The organism is Selenihalanaerobacter shriftii (genome assembly GCF_900167185.1).
GTDB lineage: Bacteria > Bacillota > Halanaerobiia > Halobacteroidales > Acetohalobiaceae > Selenihalanaerobacter > Selenihalanaerobacter shriftii.
This window is the reverse complement of record NZ_FUWM01000018.1, coordinates 1-16,272: the sequence shown is the minus strand read 5'-3', so window position 1 is coordinate 16,272 and position 16,272 is coordinate 1. Positions and strand designations below refer to the sequence as shown.

General features: G+C 30.5%; 22 protein-coding genes. 18 read left to right on the top strand and 4 right to left on the bottom strand.

Translation table 11 applies throughout. The annotated features are described in order from the left end of the window. Positions 1 to 15: 15 nt before the first annotated feature. The 9 genes from B5D41_RS10180 (at position 16) to B5D41_RS14490 (ending at position 6,329) form a co-directional block, all read left to right on the top strand. Entirely contained in the window at positions 16 to 711 is a 696-nt protein-coding gene (locus tag B5D41_RS10180; RefSeq protein ID WP_078810531.1) for an ABC transporter permease, read from the top strand. Beyond that, entirely contained in the window at positions 708 to 1,433 is a 726-nt protein-coding gene (locus B5D41_RS10175) for an ABC transporter ATP-binding protein (RefSeq protein ID WP_078810529.1), read from the top strand. Before B5D41_RS10180 ends, B5D41_RS10175 begins: the two co-directional genes overlap by 4 nt. Before the next feature lie 110 nt (positions 1,434 to 1,543). Then, the gene (mnmH, locus tag B5D41_RS10170; protein ID WP_078810527.1) at positions 1,544 to 2,602 is read left to right on the top strand and encodes a tRNA 2-selenouridine(34) synthase MnmH; all 1,059 of its coding nucleotides are present in this window, start codon (positions 1,544 to 1,546) and stop codon (positions 2,600 to 2,602) included. Between the two features lie 46 nt (positions 2,603 to 2,648). Continuing rightward, positions 2,649 to 3,611, top strand: coding sequence for an ADP-ribosylglycohydrolase family protein (locus B5D41_RS10165; RefSeq protein WP_078810526.1), 963 nt, complete (start codon positions 2,649 to 2,651; stop codon positions 3,609 to 3,611). Between the two features lie 120 nt (positions 3,612 to 3,731). Continuing rightward, positions 3,732 to 4,004 (top strand): YqhV family protein, encoded by a 273-nt coding sequence (locus B5D41_RS10160; protein ID WP_078810523.1) that lies wholly within the window; start codon positions 3,732 to 3,734, stop codon positions 4,002 to 4,004. A 51-nt stretch (positions 4,005 to 4,055) separates the two neighbouring features. After that, positions 4,056 to 4,919: a phosphosulfolactate synthase gene (comA, locus tag B5D41_RS10155; protein WP_078810521.1), complete on the top strand. Its 864-nt coding sequence runs from the start codon at positions 4,056 to 4,058 to the stop codon at positions 4,917 to 4,919. Positions 4,920 to 4,976: 57 nt separating this feature from the next. After that, positions 4,977 to 5,690 carry a 2-phosphosulfolactate phosphatase gene (locus tag B5D41_RS10150; protein WP_078810520.1) on the top strand — a complete coding sequence of 238 codons (714 nt, stop codon included), beginning with the start codon at positions 4,977 to 4,979 and terminating at the stop codon, positions 5,688 to 5,690. A 21-nt stretch (positions 5,691 to 5,711) separates the two neighbouring features. Next, positions 5,712 to 6,170, top strand: a complete 459-nt coding sequence (locus B5D41_RS10145) for a DUF441 domain-containing protein (RefSeq protein ID WP_143555699.1) — start codon at positions 5,712 to 5,714, stop codon at positions 6,168 to 6,170. 24 nt (positions 6,171 to 6,194) lie between these two features. Beyond that, complete coding sequence (locus tag B5D41_RS14490) at positions 6,195 to 6,329, top strand: hypothetical protein (RefSeq protein ID WP_268794143.1); 135 nt, start codon at positions 6,195 to 6,197, stop codon at positions 6,327 to 6,329. On the opposite strand, the gene B5D41_RS10140 is transcribed toward B5D41_RS14490, so the two are convergent. The 3 genes from B5D41_RS10140 to B5D41_RS10130 are packed head-to-tail and all read right to left on the bottom strand — an operon-like array spanning position 6,330 to position 9,196. Then, positions 6,330 to 7,574 (bottom strand): MFS transporter, encoded by a 1,245-nt coding sequence (locus tag B5D41_RS10140; RefSeq protein WP_078810518.1) that lies wholly within the window; start codon positions 7,572 to 7,574, stop codon positions 6,330 to 6,332. It abuts the gene before it with no gap. Positions 7,575 to 7,592: 18 nt separating this feature from the next. Then, a complete protein-coding gene (locus B5D41_RS10135) occupies positions 7,593 to 7,886 on the bottom strand; it encodes a ferredoxin family protein (RefSeq protein ID WP_078810517.1) in 294 nt (97 codons plus the stop codon). Beyond that, positions 7,886 to 9,196 carry an FAD-dependent oxidoreductase gene (locus B5D41_RS10130; protein ID WP_078810516.1) on the bottom strand — a complete coding sequence of 437 codons (1,311 nt, stop codon included), beginning with the start codon at positions 9,194 to 9,196 and terminating at the stop codon, positions 7,886 to 7,888. Before B5D41_RS10130 ends, B5D41_RS10135 begins: the two co-directional genes overlap by 1 nt. Positions 9,197 to 9,350: 154 nt before the next feature. Between B5D41_RS10130 and B5D41_RS10125 the strand changes: the two genes are divergently transcribed. From B5D41_RS10125 to B5D41_RS10100, 6 genes are all read left to right on the top strand, one after another. Further along, positions 9,351 to 9,812: a ferritin family protein gene (locus B5D41_RS10125; protein WP_078810515.1), complete on the top strand. Its 462-nt coding sequence runs from the start codon at positions 9,351 to 9,353 to the stop codon at positions 9,810 to 9,812. Between the two features lie 32 nt (positions 9,813 to 9,844). Continuing rightward, positions 9,845 to 10,957 (top strand): GerAB/ArcD/ProY family transporter, encoded by a 1,113-nt coding sequence (locus tag B5D41_RS10120; RefSeq protein ID WP_078810514.1) that lies wholly within the window; start codon positions 9,845 to 9,847, stop codon positions 10,955 to 10,957. 100 nt (positions 10,958 to 11,057) lie between these two features. Continuing rightward, positions 11,058 to 11,648: a thymidine kinase gene (locus B5D41_RS10115; protein WP_078810513.1), complete on the top strand. Its 591-nt coding sequence runs from the start codon at positions 11,058 to 11,060 to the stop codon at positions 11,646 to 11,648. A 69-nt stretch (positions 11,649 to 11,717) separates the two neighbouring features. Continuing rightward, positions 11,718 to 12,491: an alpha/beta hydrolase gene (locus tag B5D41_RS10110; RefSeq protein WP_078810512.1), complete on the top strand. Its 774-nt coding sequence runs from the start codon at positions 11,718 to 11,720 to the stop codon at positions 12,489 to 12,491. Positions 12,492 to 12,505: 14 nt separating this feature from the next. Further along, positions 12,506 to 13,150 carry an endonuclease III gene (gene nth / locus B5D41_RS10105; RefSeq protein ID WP_234983933.1) on the top strand — a complete coding sequence of 215 codons (645 nt, stop codon included), beginning with the start codon at positions 12,506 to 12,508 and terminating at the stop codon, positions 13,148 to 13,150. Positions 13,151 to 13,172: 22 nt separating this feature from the next. Beyond that, positions 13,173 to 13,853 (top strand): hypothetical protein, encoded by a 681-nt coding sequence (locus tag B5D41_RS10100; protein WP_078810510.1) that lies wholly within the window; start codon positions 13,173 to 13,175, stop codon positions 13,851 to 13,853. 3 nt (positions 13,854 to 13,856) lie between these two features. Here the strand turns inward: B5D41_RS10100 and B5D41_RS13985 are convergent, their stop codons facing one another. Next, complete coding sequence (locus tag B5D41_RS13985; RefSeq protein ID WP_268794144.1) at positions 13,857 to 13,985, bottom strand: EscU/YscU/HrcU family type III secretion system export apparatus switch protein; 129 nt, start codon at positions 13,983 to 13,985, stop codon at positions 13,857 to 13,859. A gap of 561 nt (positions 13,986 to 14,546) precedes the next feature. On the opposite strand from B5D41_RS13985, the gene B5D41_RS10095 reads away from it, so the two are divergent. The 3 genes from B5D41_RS10095 to B5D41_RS10085 form a co-directional block, all read left to right on the top strand. Further along, a complete protein-coding gene (locus B5D41_RS10095; RefSeq protein WP_143555698.1) occupies positions 14,547 to 15,065 on the top strand; it encodes a hypothetical protein in 519 nt (172 codons plus the stop codon). Between the two features lie 138 nt (positions 15,066 to 15,203). After that, the gene (locus B5D41_RS10090; protein WP_078810508.1) at positions 15,204 to 15,848 is read left to right on the top strand and encodes a uracil-DNA glycosylase; all 645 of its coding nucleotides are present in this window, start codon (positions 15,204 to 15,206) and stop codon (positions 15,846 to 15,848) included. Between the two features lie 209 nt (positions 15,849 to 16,057). After that, positions 16,058 to 16,272, top strand: a 215-nt coding sequence (locus B5D41_RS10085; RefSeq protein ID WP_143555697.1) for a helix-turn-helix domain-containing protein, incomplete at its 3' end; no start/stop codon positions are given.

Below are 16,272 nucleotides of genomic sequence, written 5' to 3'. Positions count from 1 at the left end.
AGGAGGAAAAGCAATATGGGATATTTATTAGGAGGGGTTAAAGAAGCGATAAACTTAATAATTAGTTTAGATCTAGAAGTATTACGGATAGTGTGGACTTCAGTTAAATTATCGACTATCTCTACTATAATTGCTTCATTTCTAGGAATTCCAGTAGGAATATTAATTAGCAAGATAGATTTTAAAGGGAAGTATTTATTTAATAGTATCCTAAATACATTATTAAGTTTACCAACGGTAGTAGTTGGTTTGATTGTTTATTCATTAATATCCCATCAAGGAGTATTGGGTGAATTTAACCTCTTATTTACTTCCCAAGGAATTATTATAGGACAAGTTATTTTAATCTTACCTATTGTAGTAGCATTAGTTAGAAATGCTATTCACGATATAGATGATAGAATGTATGAAACAGCCATTGCTTTAGGAGCAACCGGAACTCAAAGGTTTTGGTTGCTTATTTCTGAAGCGAAGTATGGAATTATTGGGGCTACGATTGCTGCTTATGGGAGAGTAATCGGTGAAGTCGGAGTTTCTATGATGCTAGGAGGAAATATTCGAAGATTGACTAGAACGATTACTACTGCCATAGCTTTAGAAACTAATAAAGGTCGCTTTAGTTTTGCTTTAGCTTTAGGAATGATTCTATTATCTATCTCATTTTTAGTTAATTTCTTAATTTATTATTTTCAGACAGGTGATAAGAGATGAAGAATATTACAGAAACAGTTTTGGAAGCGGAAAGGATTACTAAACATTATGGTGACGAACAGGTGTTAGATCTTGATCATTTTAAACTTTATGAAAATGCTTTTAATCTATTACTAGGATCTAATGGAAGTGGAAAAACAACATTATTAAGAATATTAAGCTTAATAGATAAGGAATATGAAGGTCAACTTCGTTATCGAGGTGAGGTAATAAATAAACAAGAGTCTGAGTTATTGAAATTAAGAAGGAGATTTTCAGTTATTTGGCAAGAGCCTTATCTTTATAATGGAACAATAGCAGAGAATATTGGTTTACCTTTAAAATTACGTAAAGTAGCTCAGAATGAAATTAATAATCGAGTTAATAAGCTAGCTTCTAACTTAAAAATTTCTCATTTGTTAAAAAAAGATAGTAAAGAAATATCTGGGGGAGAAAAACAAAAAGTTTCTATTGCTAGGGCTTTGATTGTTGAACCTGAAATTTTGTTTATAGATGAACCTACTACTCATTTGGATTATAAGAGTAATCAGTTTTTTAATGAATTATTTACTGAATTAGTAGCAGAGGGAATGACTATTTTATTAATCACACATGATTTATATCAAATAAAGTACTTAGCTGATTACATAACCCTTATGGAAAGTGGAGAAGTAGTTATTAGTGATATTAGAAAGAAAGTATTAGATAAAGATATTTTAGGTAATAATAATATTATAAGTTAAAAGGTACTACTAATACATATGAAAAAGCTATGATAAAGAAGGAGTTCTAGTATTTTTAAAGAAACTGTTGTTGAAGAGTATATAAATTAAATATTAGGGGAATGTGAATTATGGAATTAATAAGTTATGAAAAAGCATTGCAGAAAGAATCTACAATATATATTGATGTGAGGTCACCAGGAGAATTTGCTGAGTCTACTATTCCAAATGCTATTAATATTCCAGTCTTTAATAATAAGGAAAGAGAAAAGATTGGGAAGGTATATACTAATGAAAGTCCAGAAAAAGCTAGAATGTTAGGAGTAGATTTATTAGCTCCTAAATTACCTGAATTAGTACGAAAGATCAAAAAGATAGCTAAGAAATATAATTATGTAATTCTCTTTTGTGCTCGAGGTGGACTGCGAAGTGAGAGTATAGGGGTGATTAGTGAGATAGTTGGTATGAAACTCTATAAACTTGATGGAGGTTATAAATCATATCGACATTTTATTTTAGATAGGTTAGAAGAGTATGATTTACAGAGTAGATTACTAGTTATTCATGGTTATACTGGAGTAGGAAAGACAGATTTGCTTTATGAGTTGGATGAAGTTAGGATGCCAATTATTGATTTAGAAGGTTTAGCTAATCATAGAGGTTCTGCCTTTGGCAGTATAGGTTTAGATGAACCGACTAATCAAAAAATGTTTGATTCTGTACTTTGGGAAAGATTAGAAGAATTAAATGGTGAAAAAATAATTGCCGTGGAAGCTGAAAGTAAGCGGATAGGAATTTCAGTTTTACCTGATTTCTTTTTAGATGCTATGGATGATGGAGTACATATTTTAATAGAAAGTTCTCTAAAGGCAAGGGTTAATAGGATCTTTGATGAATATGTAAATAGTTATAATCAGGAACCAGAATTATTTATTGACCGATTGTTGGAGTCATTATCTGCAATACAAAAATATATAGTCAAGCGAGTAGGTAAGCAAGGTTATAGAGAATTAGTGAAAATTGCTAAGGAGGGAAAGTTAAAAGAGGTAGTCAAAATTCTTTTAACAGAGTATTATGATCCAATGTATAAGTATTCACAGGATAAATGGGGAAGTTTTGCATTAGAAATTGAATCAGATAATTTACAAAAGATTGCAAAAGATATCATTAAATTTATGAAAAACTACTGATCATATGCTCTTAACTCTTAATATATGAGGGAAGGAGCGATGAATATTGGAGCGACAAAGGTTAAAAGATAAGTTTATTGGCGCTTTAGTAGGAACGTTTGTTGGTGACACTTTAGGTATGGCAGTGGAAGGGTATTCTTTAAATCAGATTGAAGCAGAGTATGGTCATATTGAACATATGTTAGAGGCTAGGTTAGGTTCAGGTACTTATACTGATGATACTGAAATGATGATTGGTGTAGCTGAATCATTAATAGCAGTTAACGGGTTTGATGGAAAAGATATGGCTAATAAGTTTATAACTAATCTTAATTTAGATCGAGGTTACGGCTCGGGAACTATCCAGGCTTTAAATAATATTAAAGCAGGTACTTCTTGGCAGGAAGCTGGTAAGTATGTATTTGGCAATGGTTCTTTTGGGAATGGATCTGCCATGCGAGTAGCACCTATAGGTGTTTTTTACCATGATAATTATGAGAAATTAAAAGAAAAGGCTAAAAAGTCTAGTTTAATTACTCATGCCCATCCTTTAGGTAAAACTGGAGCTACCTTACAAGCTTTAACTGTCGGATATGCAATTAACCAAGCTTCTGATAGTGATTTCTCAGTAGAAAATTACTTAAATTTCTTATCGAAACTTTTAGATTTAGATTCAAAAGAGTTTTCACATAAGTTTAGATTAATAAATGAATATTTAGATGACCAACCTAATAAAGAGCAAGTAGCCAAGGAATTAGGTAGTGATACAAGAGTCTTTAATTCAGTTCCAACTTCTATTTATTCTTTCTTAGCTAATTTAAATGAATTTAGAGATGCTGTTCTTTATGCCATAAATTTAGGTGGAGACACAGACACTGTTGGTGCTATGACTGGAGCTATAGCGGGAGCGTATCATGGATTTGATAAGATTCCTAAAGATTGGTTAAATAATCTTGAAAATAATAAAAAGGGCTTAGATTATATAATAAACTTAGGTGAAAGGTTATTTGAATTAAGATATAATTGTTAAAAGTTAAAGAATAGAATAGGGATTTAGGCAAAAGAACTCTTTAATGGGTTCTTTTTTTATTTTGTTTGCGTATAAATATACTAGGGTTAAATAGTCATAAAAGATGGAGGATTAAACTAAATGATCTTCATTAAAAATAAGATAGTAGCTAGTATGTCTTTATTAAGGATACTTTCGGGGATTATTGAATTTACAGCGGCATTATTAATGTTAAAGTTTAATACAGTAGAAAGGGCTTTACAAATAAATTCTGTTTTAGCTATGGTAGGGCCTGTAGTCTTAGTATTAGTAACAACTTTAGGTTTAATAGGAATTGCAGATAAGATATCAGCTTTAAATTTTATAATTATTGGGGCGGGTGTAGCTTTAATTCTTTTGGGTACTAAACTTTAAATGGTTGAATTTTATTATTATTTTTGATAATAATATGAGGAGTGATTAGTTATGAAGAGCGAAAAGTTTAATAATGGATGGGGAGTAGATATTGATTTTCCTTTACAAGGGAGAGAAGCTAAGCCAAGAGATATTGGTTTAACTATGATTTTAGATAAAGGTTTAGGATTAAACCAGACTAAGGATTTATTAGAGATAGCAGCTAACTATATAGATTTTCACAAGTTAAGTTTTGGTACTTCAGCTTTATATCGACCTAAAGTATTAGAAGAAAAGATAGAATTAATCAAGTCTTATGGGATAGATATTTATCCTGGAGGTACTTACTTAGAAGTGGCTGTTACTCAAGGGAAATTAGATGAGTACCTAAATAGAGCTAAAGAATTAGGTTTTACTGCTATAGAAGTTTCTGATGGAACTATTGAATTAACTAGTAGTTTACGATCAGCAATTATTAAAAAAGCAGTTGATTTAGAGTTTAAAGTTTTAAGTGAGATAGGTAAAAAGGATAAGAAAAAGCAGTTTAAAATGTCTAAAATGATCAAACAATTAAAGCAAGATATAGATGATGGTGCTTATAAAGTAATAGTGGAGGCTAGAGAATCTGGAAAAGGGATTTCAATTTATAATTCTGAAGGAGAACTTGATGAATTTAAGATGGAACAGCTATTATTAGGAGCTTATGACGGAAATGATATTATGTGGGAGACACCACTTAAGAAACAACAGGTTAAATTTATTAATGCTTTAGGTTCTAATGTTAATCTAGGTAATATAGCACCTAGTGATATTTTAGCTTTAGAATCATTACGTGTAGGAGTGAGAGGTGACACTTTTAAAACATCTCTTTCAGAAGAGGACTCAATATTTAAGACTGCTTTTTTACAGAAAGATAATGATATAGATGAATTTTAAACTAAGCTTTAGTGGTATAAAGCTAAAATAAACTGGGTAGGAGTGAGATTGATTTAAATGAAAATAGATATAGTATTAAATGTGGAGCAAATCAATAAAGAAAGGATAACAGATAAAGTAACGGTAGCAATTGATACTTTTCGGGCTACTACCACCATCGTAACAGCTTTATCAAATGGAGCTAAAGAAGTGATTCCGGTTAAAAGTGTTGAGGAAGCATTAAATTATAATACTCAGGATGAGGACATAGTTGTAGCTGGAGAAAGGTCAGGGGAGAAGATGCCTGAATTAGATTTAGGAAATTCTCCTTTAAGTTATACTGAAAAGATAATTAAAGGTAAAAAATTAGTATTGACTACTACGAATGGTACTAAAATGTTATTAAATTTAAAGGATTCCAAGCAGATAATTATTGCTTCCATAATTAATTTAAAAGCTGTCGCCCAAGAGATTAATGAGATTAAAGAAGTTATTATTTGTTGTGCAGGAACTCAAGGGGAATTTTCATTAGAAGATTTTATTACTGCTGGAGCTTTAATTTATAAGTTAAGAGATTTAAGTGTTGATTTAGAGTTAACTGATTTAAGTTTAGTTGCTTATCAGACTTATTTTATCAATAAGGATAATCTATTCAGAGTTTTAAGTAATAGTAAAAATGGATCTAGGTTAATTTCTTTAGGTAAAAAAGCTGATGTAGACTATTCTATAAAGGAGGATATTCTTTCAAAAGTTCCAATTTGTGTTAATGATAAAATAATTAGCCAAGATTAGATGATTAAAGAGGTGGGAGGCTTGGGAAAAGAATACATTTTAATCTTTATTATTTTTGCTTTAGGTGTTTTAGCTAAATCTGATTTGCTTTCTTTAGCAGCGGTAATTTTATTTTTATTAAAGTTTTTGCAACTTCATTCTATATTTCCGATTTTGGAAGATAAGGGTTTAGATATTGGACTATTATTCTTGATTTTAGCAGTTTTAGCTCCTTTGATAACTAATTCTAAAGCTTTATCAGAACTAATGAATGTATTTAAATCCCCTTTAGGGATTTTAGCATTAATTGGTGGGCTATTAGCAACTCAATTAAATGGAATGGGATTAAATTTATTAGAAGATAAGCCACAATTAATTATTGGTATGGTATTGGGATCCTTAATCGGCATCATATTTTTAGATGGTATTCCTGTTGGTCCACTGATGGCTGGTGGAGTGACAGCCTTCTTTTTAAAGTTATTTAAAATTTTAATTAATTAAGATAAGGAGGCAAGAAGGAAATCAATGGTTATAGTATGGTTCTTATTATTTTCAGGATTACTTTGGTTAATCATTAATCATCCAATTAAGAAGAAGGAAAAGAGAAAAGATAATTATGGATACTTTTTTGATTATAAAAATAATAGTAAAGATGATTAGTTAATTCTTACTACTGCTATTATCACTATCACTATCACTATTATCATCTGTAATTATTTTACTTTCATCTAGGAACATAAAGATTAAAATAGAACCTAATACTCCGATGCTAGCTCCTCCAAAAAACATAGCTTTTTCACTAATTCTATTTAACAAACTAAAGGTAGGTGGTCCAAAAGCGACTCCTATGAATCTAACACTACCATAAAGTGAAGTGATACCACCTCGTTGTTCACTAGGGGCAGAACTAGTAACTAAAGTATTAACCGTTGGTAAGATTAACCCACTACCAATTCCTAGAATTGAGATGGTTCCCATATATAAATATATATTTCGAATAAAAGGTAACAAAGATAAGATAATAGCATTAATTATTAATCCTAAAGCTAAAGCATGCTTAAAGTATCTTCCTTTCTTTTTAAGATAAAGACCGGTTAAATAGGAGGTAGTAGACATAAAGGTGATAGGAATAGCGATAACTAACCCTTTAGTTAATCCTTTAATATCATATCGTGTTTCTAAAATATCTGATAAATAAGAAAGAACTCCAAATAAAAGAAAGAGAACTATCATACCACCTAATAAACTTAGTGAAAGAGAAACACCTCGTTTTTTAAATATCTGCTTAATATTATTAAGATATTCTCCTATTGACTGTTTTTGAATATTATCGGAAGGTTCTTCAACTAAAAACCAAATAGAAGCAGCAATAGGAATGGATAAGAAAGCATAAGAGAAAAAGAGAGCAGACCAAGAAACTAGAGCAATAGTTGCTCCTAAAATAGGACTTAATATTTTTCCTAATCCATTGGCTGATTCAATAATTCCTAATGCTTCGCTTCGTTGGTTTGAAGTAAAAATATCTCCAACTAAAGCCATTACAATAGGAGCTGTACCAGCTCCACCAATACCTTGAATGACTCGACTAACTAAAATCACCTTGTAAGCATTCTCATCTAAAAAAGCAGCAGCTAATCCAGCTATTAATCCTCCTAAACCATATAATAATAAAGAAGGGATAATTATTTTCTTACGACCTATTCTATCTGATAAATACCCTAAGAATGGGATTGCGACTCCCGCTGAAGCAGAGAATAGAGTAATTAGTAAGCCTACTTGGAATTGATTTATATCTAATGCAGATTTGATTTTAGGAAATTCAGGGATCAGCATTGAATTTCCTAATACCATTAAAAATGGTACAGCAGCGAAAGCAGTTAACATTTTTTTATATTTTTTGTCCATTAATTCAATCCTCCTACATTATCTTTGATAGTTCACACCATAACCGCCTTTAGGCAATTGCCAGGCAATATTATTATAAGGGCATCCTTGGGGACAGGCTAAACATTCAACACATCTAGTATAATCGACTTTTATTTCAGTATCTTCCCCGCTCCAAGAGTAAACTCTAGTAGGGCAGTAATACGTGCAAGGTTTATTCTCACATTTTTTTAAACATACCTTTTTATTTTTAATATCAATATGAGATATGTCATCTGCTATAATTTCTACACTATCTAGTGGTGATTTTTGATCTTTTAAAAAATTAGACATCAGAATATCCCCCAGTCTTTAAAACCATAGTATAAGTCAGTAATGAGCTTTTTAGTAGGTTCCATATTAAGAATTTCCTTCTTTATTTTTTTTATTTTTTGTTCTGATGGTTCAACACCCACTTCAAAGAAACGATAAGCGGCATCATTAGCAGCTTTGGTTAATAGATAATCGGCATCTGGGTGATCTTTATAGTATTTTTTAGCGGATTTACTCTTTTTAATACTTTTCATAAAGAAACTATCCATAACTCTTTTTTCATAACCCTTAAGTACTTTAGCACTATAATCTTCAGCTGCTCTAGCTTGGGCTATTGTTTCTGCAGCATACAGACCAGTTAACATGGCTATATCAGATCCTCTACGGCCACTAATCATCATGGCAGCATCGCCTGCAATTAGTAAACCATCATCATAAAGCTGTGGTACATTTTCATAACCACCTTTAGGGATTACATGAGCCTTATAAGCTATAGATTCAGCACCTGCAATTAGTCTTTTAATTAAAGGATGCTTCTTAAAGCGACTAAGTAACTGATAAGGACTAATTCCTTTAGCATTAATTTGATTTAGATAGCCACCTGTAATTAGAGATATAGATTTTTTGTTAGTCCATAGTCCACCTTTCCCAATAACTCCAGAAGTAGGGTAACCAATCATTCCTAGATTAGCTCCTTCTCCTGGTTCTAAATTAAAGCGAGCTTCTATAATTTCAGGTGGTAATGCTAGTTCTTCTTTAACATATAAGGTTAAACTTGAAGCTTCTATTCTACCTCGCATACCTGCCTTTTGAGTTAAGTTTGCACTGGCTCCTTCAGCAATTAAAACTACATCAGCATAGATAATTTCTCCATTATCTAATTTTACCCCATTTACTTTCTTTTTAAGTAAGCCAATTTTTTCATATACTAAATCATCTACTAAAGTTTCAGTCATTAAATTAGCTCCGGCTTCAACTGCTTTATTAGCAAACCAAGCATCAAACTTAGACCTAATGGCTGAAAACTTATTATATGGAGGTTCATTAAATTTTAAGCCTGTAAATCCAACTTTAACTGCTGAATTTTTATCCATTAACCATAATTCATCGGTAACTATACTTCTTTCTAGAGGAGCTTTTTCCCAAAATCCAGGAATGATTTTAGCAGTAGGTTTACGATAAATGCTACCACCAAACATATTTTTGCTTCCAGGTTTTTTTCCTCGTTCTATTAATGCAACTGATGAGTTATTTTGGGCTAATAAAAGAGCTGCTGATGCACCAGCTGGACCCGCGCCTACAATTACAGCATCGTAACGATCATTACCCATATTTTTCTCTCCTTCAATTAAATTATCAAAATTAGTACAACTTTAGTTTTAACGATTACTCCTATTTTATTCTTAATTTTAATTTTCAAAAATGTATTATATTTGCAGAAACGGTTTAAAATAAGATTGATAAGCTTAACATTGGAGTGATTATATGAATAAAAAGTTATTGCTTGCTTCTTTAAATTGGTTTTATACTTTAGAATTAGAACAGGTGACATTATATGAAGAACAGCATAGAGCCAGTAATGATGATTATATTAAAGAAGTTTTAAAGCATTTAGCTGATGTAGAAAAAGGTCATGTGGAAAATATAAAAAAAAGCATTAGGGAATTAGGATCTGAGCCTAGTAGAGTAGGAGAAATCATAGGCCCAATTTTTGGTAAACCATTTAGTGAATTAACTACAATGTTTGGAACAGTTAATCTATTTAATATTAATATTTTGTTAGAATCTAGAGCAGCGCATGATTATTATAAATTAATCAATGAAGTAAAAGATCAAGGATTATTAGATGTTTTAATAAGGAATTCTATTGAAGAAGATATGCATAGAAGTTGGTTTGTGGAACAAAAACGTCAGCTAAACAAAAAGAAGTTTAAAGGACAGATTTAAAGACAAGAAAAGTGATTAGGTAGGTGAAGGCTATGATAGATCCAGATGATAAGATTTCTTCGCGGCAGTTATATATTATGATAATTAGTATTCTAATAGGAGTTAATACTTTAATTATGCCCAGATTTATGACAGAAGTTGCTGGGGTAGATGGCTGGATTTTACCGATTACTAGTGGATTAATTGTTATCTTTAATATGTATCTTTTAGTTAGAATTAATTCGGCATTTCCTAATCTTACTTTTATTGAGTATAGTGAGATTATTTTTGGTAAAGTTTTAAGTAAGTTATTAAGTAGTGGTTTATTATTATATTTTTTATTAATAACTTCAATTAATATTAGACTCTTTAGTTCTGCTATTAAGCCATTTTTAATTCCAAGAACTCCTATAGAAATTTTGTTACTTTCAACTTTAATAATACCAGCATATCTAATTAGACATGGAATAGAACCGATAGCTAGATTTAATGAATATATTACTATGCCAGCTTTGATTTTTCTGGCCATACCTTTATTATTAACCGTTTCATTACCTCATTTTGATTTAGGTAATATATTGCCAGTCTTTAATTCTGGCTTATATAAGATAACTCAAGGTTCGTTAATCGGTTATGGAGCATCTTCATTTTTAGGTTTAGAGATGATGTATCTATTATATCCATATATAAAGAGTTCTGATAGAGATAAAGTTCTTTCAGCAACAATAAGTGGGATTACAACGGTTGTAGTTATCTTTGTTAGTTTTGTAGCCTTCACTATAGCAGCAGTTGGATATGTGGAGTTAGGATATATGACCTGGCCAATCATTAGTATTCTAAGTTCAATAGAAGTTCCAGTTCTTGAAAGGATAGGTAGTCTATTTATAGCTATTTGGGCTACAATTTCTTTTACAACTACTTTAGTTCTAACATTTGTAGGAAATGGGCTAGGATTAGCACATTTTTTTAATTATAAGGAGTTTAAACAATTAATTTTACCCGGTATGGTTCCGCCTTACTTTTTGGCATTATTACCTGGAACAATAGATAAGGCTTTTAGATTAATGAGGTATATTAACTATATAGGTAAGTTTTATTTAATTATTTTACCAATTATTCTATTTATAACTTTTAAGTTAAAGGGGTTAGATAAAAAAGTAGAATGATTTAAAGTATCTCTTTAAAAAGTAAGCAAGTTAGTATATAATTAAAAACGATAAAATATAAAAGATAACTTACATATGTTACTATAGGGAGCTGGTTTTAATGCACGGATATTATGGTTCAGTAAATTCAGGTTGGTTAGAAGTAATAACAGGAGTTATGTATGCAGGAAAGAGCAATGAATTACTTAGAAGAGTAGAAAGGGCAGTAATTGCTAAACAAGAGGTGGTAATCTTTAAGCCAAAAGTTGACGATAGATATAGTGATAATGAAGTTGTAACCCATAATGGCAATAAGATCAAGGCTGAGATAGTCGATGATTCTTCAGATATTGAGAAACGTTTTAAAAAAATAAATAATAAGATTGATGTAATAGCTATAGATGAAGGACAATTCTTTGATAATGGCTTAATTGAGTTAGTTGTAGATTTAGCTGATCAAGGCTATAGAGTAATTATTGCTGGTTTAGATATGGATTTTGCTGGGCGTGGCTTTGAGCCTATGCCGGAATTGATGGCTCGCGCGGAATATGTTACTAAGTTACATGCTGTATGTGTAAAGTGTTCTAATCCTGCTACCCGTAATCAAAGGTTAATTAATGGAGAACCAGCTAGTGTCGATGATCCGATTATAGTAGTTGGTGCTGATGAAAAATATGAAGCTAGATGTAGGAACTGTCATCAAGTCAAGTAATATCCAATTTTTTCTTTGAATTAAAAGTCTGAAAATGATATAATTTATTTCACAAGGGAGTGATAGACTTTGGAAAAGCCCGTTCTTTTTGGTAAGGGTGCAAAAAAAATGTTAGGAATTTTGCATATTCCAGACTGCAAGACTGATTATCCTAAACCAGCAGTTATTCTTTGTCATGGGTTTAAGGGTAATAAAATAGGGCCTCATCGAATATTTGTTAAGATGGCTAGAAATTTAGCTGAAAACGGTATCGTAGCTTTTAGGTTTGATTATCGTGGTTCTGGAGATAGTTTTGGTGATTTTAAAGAGACTACCATTTCGGGACAGGTAGAAGATGCTTTAGAAGCAGTAGAGTTAATTAGTCAATTAGACGAAGTTAATTCATCTCAGTTAGGACTATTAGGATTAAGTTTAGGTGGAGCAGTTGCAGCTTGTACAGCAGCTAAGTCGCAAAATATTAAAGCTTTAGTTTTATGGTCAGCAGTGGCTGAGATTCAAAAAGTATTCTTAGCACAAAAACCGAAAGACAATGCCTTACAGACTTTAGATGAGCAAGGGTATATAGATTTAGATGGCTCAAAATTAGGTAAAGATTTTGTAAATGAAATTAATGAAATCAATCCTTTATCAAGAATTAAAAAGTATAAAAACCTACTTTTTTTAGTTCATGGTAGTGAAGATGAAGTAGTTCCAGTAGAGAATACAGAAGCATATTATGATAATTCTATTGCTGAAGAATGTCAGAAACATATAGTTGCTGGGGCAGATCATACTTATAATAATTCTGATTGGGAAGAGGAAGTATTAAATAAAACTTTGCAATGGTTAATTGAAAACTTATAATTAAGAGTAATGAGGTGGAAGTAGTGAAGACTGCAGAAGAGGTTGAAAAAATTTTAAAGATATTAGATAATAAATATCCTGCTCCAGAAACTGAATTGGATTATGAAACACCTTTTGAATTATTGATTGCTACTATTCTTTCTGCTCAATCAACAGATAAACAAGTAAATAAAGTGACAAAGGAATTATTTGAGGATTATAAAGAACCTGAAGATTTTATAGGGGTGACTCCTGATGAGTTATCTAATAAAATTCAAGGAGTAGGTCTATATCGAAACAAAGCAAAGTATATTATTAAAACCTGTCATAAATTAGTTGAAGATTATAATTCTAGAGTACCACAAGGTAGAAAAGAATTAATGAAATTATCAGGAGTTGGACGTAAAACAGCCAATGTGGTTTTAAGTTGTGCATTTGATTTTGATGCTATTGCTGTGGATACCCATGTTTTTCGAGTAACTAATCGTTTAGGAATAGCTAATAGTGATACAGTATTGGCAACTGAAAAGGAATTAATGGATAATATTCCTAAACAATTATGGTCTGTTGCTCACCATTGGTTTATTTTTCATGGACGAGAAATCTGTAAAGCACGTAAGCCAAGGTGTCAAGAATGTCCAGTAAGTCATTTATGTGATTATTTTCTTAAAGAAGAATAGCTTAAGTAGGGGTTGAGTATGTATGGGGAATTTTGATTTAGAGGTTGATATTACTGAAGATGAGATATTGAAGTTATATGGTTATGAATCAGCAAATGAGGCAAAACCACAGATTAGGGAAGTAGTAAATAAGATGATTACTAAAGGTGAAGAGCTAGTGGATTTTGAAGCTACGAGTCATCAAATTGAAGAGATACTGGTTAAGCCAGATGAAAATATAATTATTTTAAATGATTCTTACCAAATAGAGTCGGCTTATTTAACTGATAAATTAGATGGTGCCACTAAAGCGATGGTAAGTTTAGTAACTATTGGTTCTAAAATAGATGAAGAGATTAATCAGTCTTTTAAAAAAAATGAATATTTAGAAGCAACTATCTTAGATTTAGTAGGTAATAGATTATTAGATAGAATAACAAAAGAAGTTTGGCATATAGTACGAAATAGTAGTATAGCAATGGGATTAGGAGTTAGTGGTTATTATAGTCCAGGAGAAGGAGATTGGGATATAAATGACCAAGAATATTTTTTTGAATTAGGGTCTGGAAAAGATATTGGAGTTAATATAACTTCTTCTCAAGCTTTAGTTCCTCAAAAATCTTTATTATTCATTATTGGTCAAGGTGAAGATTTAGATGTTGATGATTATGAACCATGCTTAGACTGTACTAATGAAAGTTGTCAATTTAAGAATAAAGGATAATATTTATATTTCACTATTTAGGTCATAAATGAAGCTCAAAATTTCAGCTACTACTTGATAAAGTTCTTCAGGTATTTCTTCATTCAATTTCAATTGAAGTAAATTATCTATTAAAGCAGGATCTTCATAAATAGGGATATCATTTACTTAATTCATCATTATCCATTTTTAGAGGTAATTGCAAATAGAGAAAAGTAGTATCTTGATTATCATTTTGATGCATAATTAATTTTTGACTGGTTAAATTATATATGGCTTTATTTAAGGGTTGATTTGAGTTGTTCGAATTATTATCTTTAAGTTGATACAAAAAAGCTTTCAAACTAATATCAGGCTTTAAATTCTTTAGTACTTCTACTGTATTAATATTTTGTTTAAATACTTTTTGTAAGTCAGAGGTGATATCAGGTTGTGTACTTAAAAAATCTACTAATAGTTTAATACTTGAATTATTTATATTTAAATTATTCTCTTTTAAAAAGGATATTGTTTGAATAATTTTAGTGATATCTTCATATTATATTTACCTCCATGGATTGATGCTTTATTATGAAGTTCTTTGTTAGTTAGTAGTGTCCTTTAATAAAGTGTAGATTATTTTATTGTTTCTTGAAGGAATATCTCAATATTTTGTCGAAGTATTAAATTACTGTTAAATCATGCCAAAAAAAGGATTGAGTAGGAGTTGGTAGATTGATGCTTGTATTGAAAGATTATAATATTAGCGATTGCGAAATAAAGAACATGCTGATTTTATTAGGGAAATTATCTATTAATAGTTATCCATTAATAATTTTAGAACATAATCATCAATTATCTTCTGAGTTGAAAGAGTTAATGACTACAGTAATCAATAACTTACAAATTCGTAGTCAACTTAAAAATAGAATATCTGAACTTCAAATGAAAATAGATTCTGTTTTAAAATATAATGAAAATGAAAAACAGATCAAACTTTATAAAAACTCATTTAATCTAAAGAATCGTAGGCTAAAAGAATTGAAAGATGATAACTATCAACTCTTAGCTATTATTGGAGATCATTTTTTTAAACAAAGATTATTGAGCAATCATGAAGAGTTTGAGAAAGTTTATTCAGAATTAGAGAAGTTTTTAAAAGAAGGGGGATGTATTAAAGATAGCAAGTTTAATTATGTGAATAGAAAATTTAGTAATCCTCTAAGTAAGAGTGTAAACTTCATAAAAATATAGATAAGCATATATTATAAGAGGTTAGTAGAAATACTGACCTTTTTTAATTGGAGGAAAATGGTGTTGATTATAGAATAGTAGTTATAGTAAATAATTAATTGTAGCTATTAGCAATTAGATAAATAGAGGTGACTGGTAGTGTTATTTTATAATGAAGGTCAGCAGTTAGGTTTATTCGATAAGAATAATAATATTGAAAGAAGGTTTAATAGTTTAGAGGAAATTAAAAAGATTGCAGTACAATGTAAAAGATGTATTCTACATAAAAATTGTAATCAATTGGTGTTCGGAACTGGTAATCCAAAAGCAGGTTTAATGTTTGTAGGAGAAGGTCCGGGTAAGGTTGAAGATGAAAAAGGGACACCATTTGTGGGTAAAGCGGGACAACTCTTTAATAGAATATTAGAAGCGGCTGAAATTAATAGAGAAGATGTTTATATCAGTAATATAGTAAAATGTAGACCATCAGGGAATCGCAATCCTGAAATAGAGGAGATGAAAAGCTGTCTTTGGTTTTTAGCACAAGAGATTAGAATGGTAGAACCTACTATTATTGTTCCGCTAGGTTCCATAGCGGTTAAAGGATTATTAAACCCTAATGGAAAGATAACTAGATTAAGAGGGAAATGGGTAGAGAGAAATGGGTATTATTTTTTACCTACTTTCCATCCAGCAGCACTTTTGCGTAATGAAAGCTGGAAGAAACCAACTTGGCATGATTTTTTAAAGATTAAAAAAGCGTATAAGCGTTACTTAAAGTTAAAAAAGCAAGGAGAAATGTAGATTTATTAATAAATTAGGAATATATATTATTAAACTGTAATATTATATTAATGAAAATAATAAGATTTTAACTAGTATATTGGATTAGTACTTAAAAAAAGATTGGTGCATTGTATAATTAAATGCACGGGCTAATAAAAAAATGACACATACTTGTTCCTCTGATAAAATGTTAAGTAACCACACTTAAACATTAAGGAGGCACAAATATGCGTCAAAGTAATTATATCATAGAAAGAGAAAAAGGGAAACATTTAAAACTAGGAGCTCGTAAGATTATTGCTCATTTATATAATAAGCAAAATAAAAATTATAGTGAAATAGCCCGAGAAATGAACTGTCATAGGACAACAATAAGCCGAGAAATAAAAAAGGGTTTAACTACTTTTAAAAACGCAGATTGGTCTGATAGAGAAGTTTATGT

Excerpts from the sequence above, each read along its gene's own strand:
- B5D41_RS10130 (WP_078810516.1), bottom strand. The coding sequence starts at position 9,196 with ATGGGTAATGATCGTTACGATGCTGTAATTGTAGGCGCGGGTCCAGCT.
- B5D41_RS10135 (WP_078810517.1), bottom strand. The coding sequence starts at position 7,886 with ATGTCTAATTTTTTAAAAGATCAAAAATCACCACTAGATAGTGTAGAA.
- B5D41_RS10180 (WP_078810531.1), top strand. The coding sequence starts at position 16 with ATGGGATATTTATTAGGAGGGGTTAAAGAAGCGATAAACTTAATAATT.
- B5D41_RS14490 (WP_268794143.1), top strand. The coding sequence starts at position 6,195 with ATGGTTATAGTATGGTTCTTATTATTTTCAGGATTACTTTGGTTAATC.
- B5D41_RS10160 (WP_078810523.1), top strand. The coding sequence starts at position 3,732 with ATGATCTTCATTAAAAATAAGATAGTAGCTAGTATGTCTTTATTAAGG.
- B5D41_RS10125 (WP_078810515.1), top strand. The coding sequence starts at position 9,351 with ATGAATAAAAAGTTATTGCTTGCTTCTTTAAATTGGTTTTATACTTTA.
- B5D41_RS10140 (WP_078810518.1), bottom strand. The coding sequence starts at position 7,574 with ATGGACAAAAAATATAAAAAAATGTTAACTGCTTTCGCTGCTGTACCA.
- B5D41_RS10120 (WP_078810514.1), top strand. The coding sequence starts at position 9,845 with ATGATAGATCCAGATGATAAGATTTCTTCGCGGCAGTTATATATTATG.
- B5D41_RS10115 (WP_078810513.1), top strand. The coding sequence starts at position 11,058 with ATGCACGGATATTATGGTTCAGTAAATTCAGGTTGGTTAGAAGTAATA.
- B5D41_RS10100 (WP_078810510.1), top strand. The coding sequence starts at position 13,173 with ATGGGGAATTTTGATTTAGAGGTTGATATTACTGAAGATGAGATATTG.
- B5D41_RS10175 (WP_078810529.1), top strand. The coding sequence starts at position 708 with ATGAAGAATATTACAGAAACAGTTTTGGAAGCGGAAAGGATTACTAAA.
- B5D41_RS10150 (WP_078810520.1), top strand. The coding sequence starts at position 4,977 with ATGAAAATAGATATAGTATTAAATGTGGAGCAAATCAATAAAGAAAGG.
- mnmH (WP_078810527.1), top strand. The coding sequence starts at position 1,544 with ATGGAATTAATAAGTTATGAAAAAGCATTGCAGAAAGAATCTACAATA.
- comA (WP_078810521.1), top strand. The coding sequence starts at position 4,056 with ATGAAGAGCGAAAAGTTTAATAATGGATGGGGAGTAGATATTGATTTT.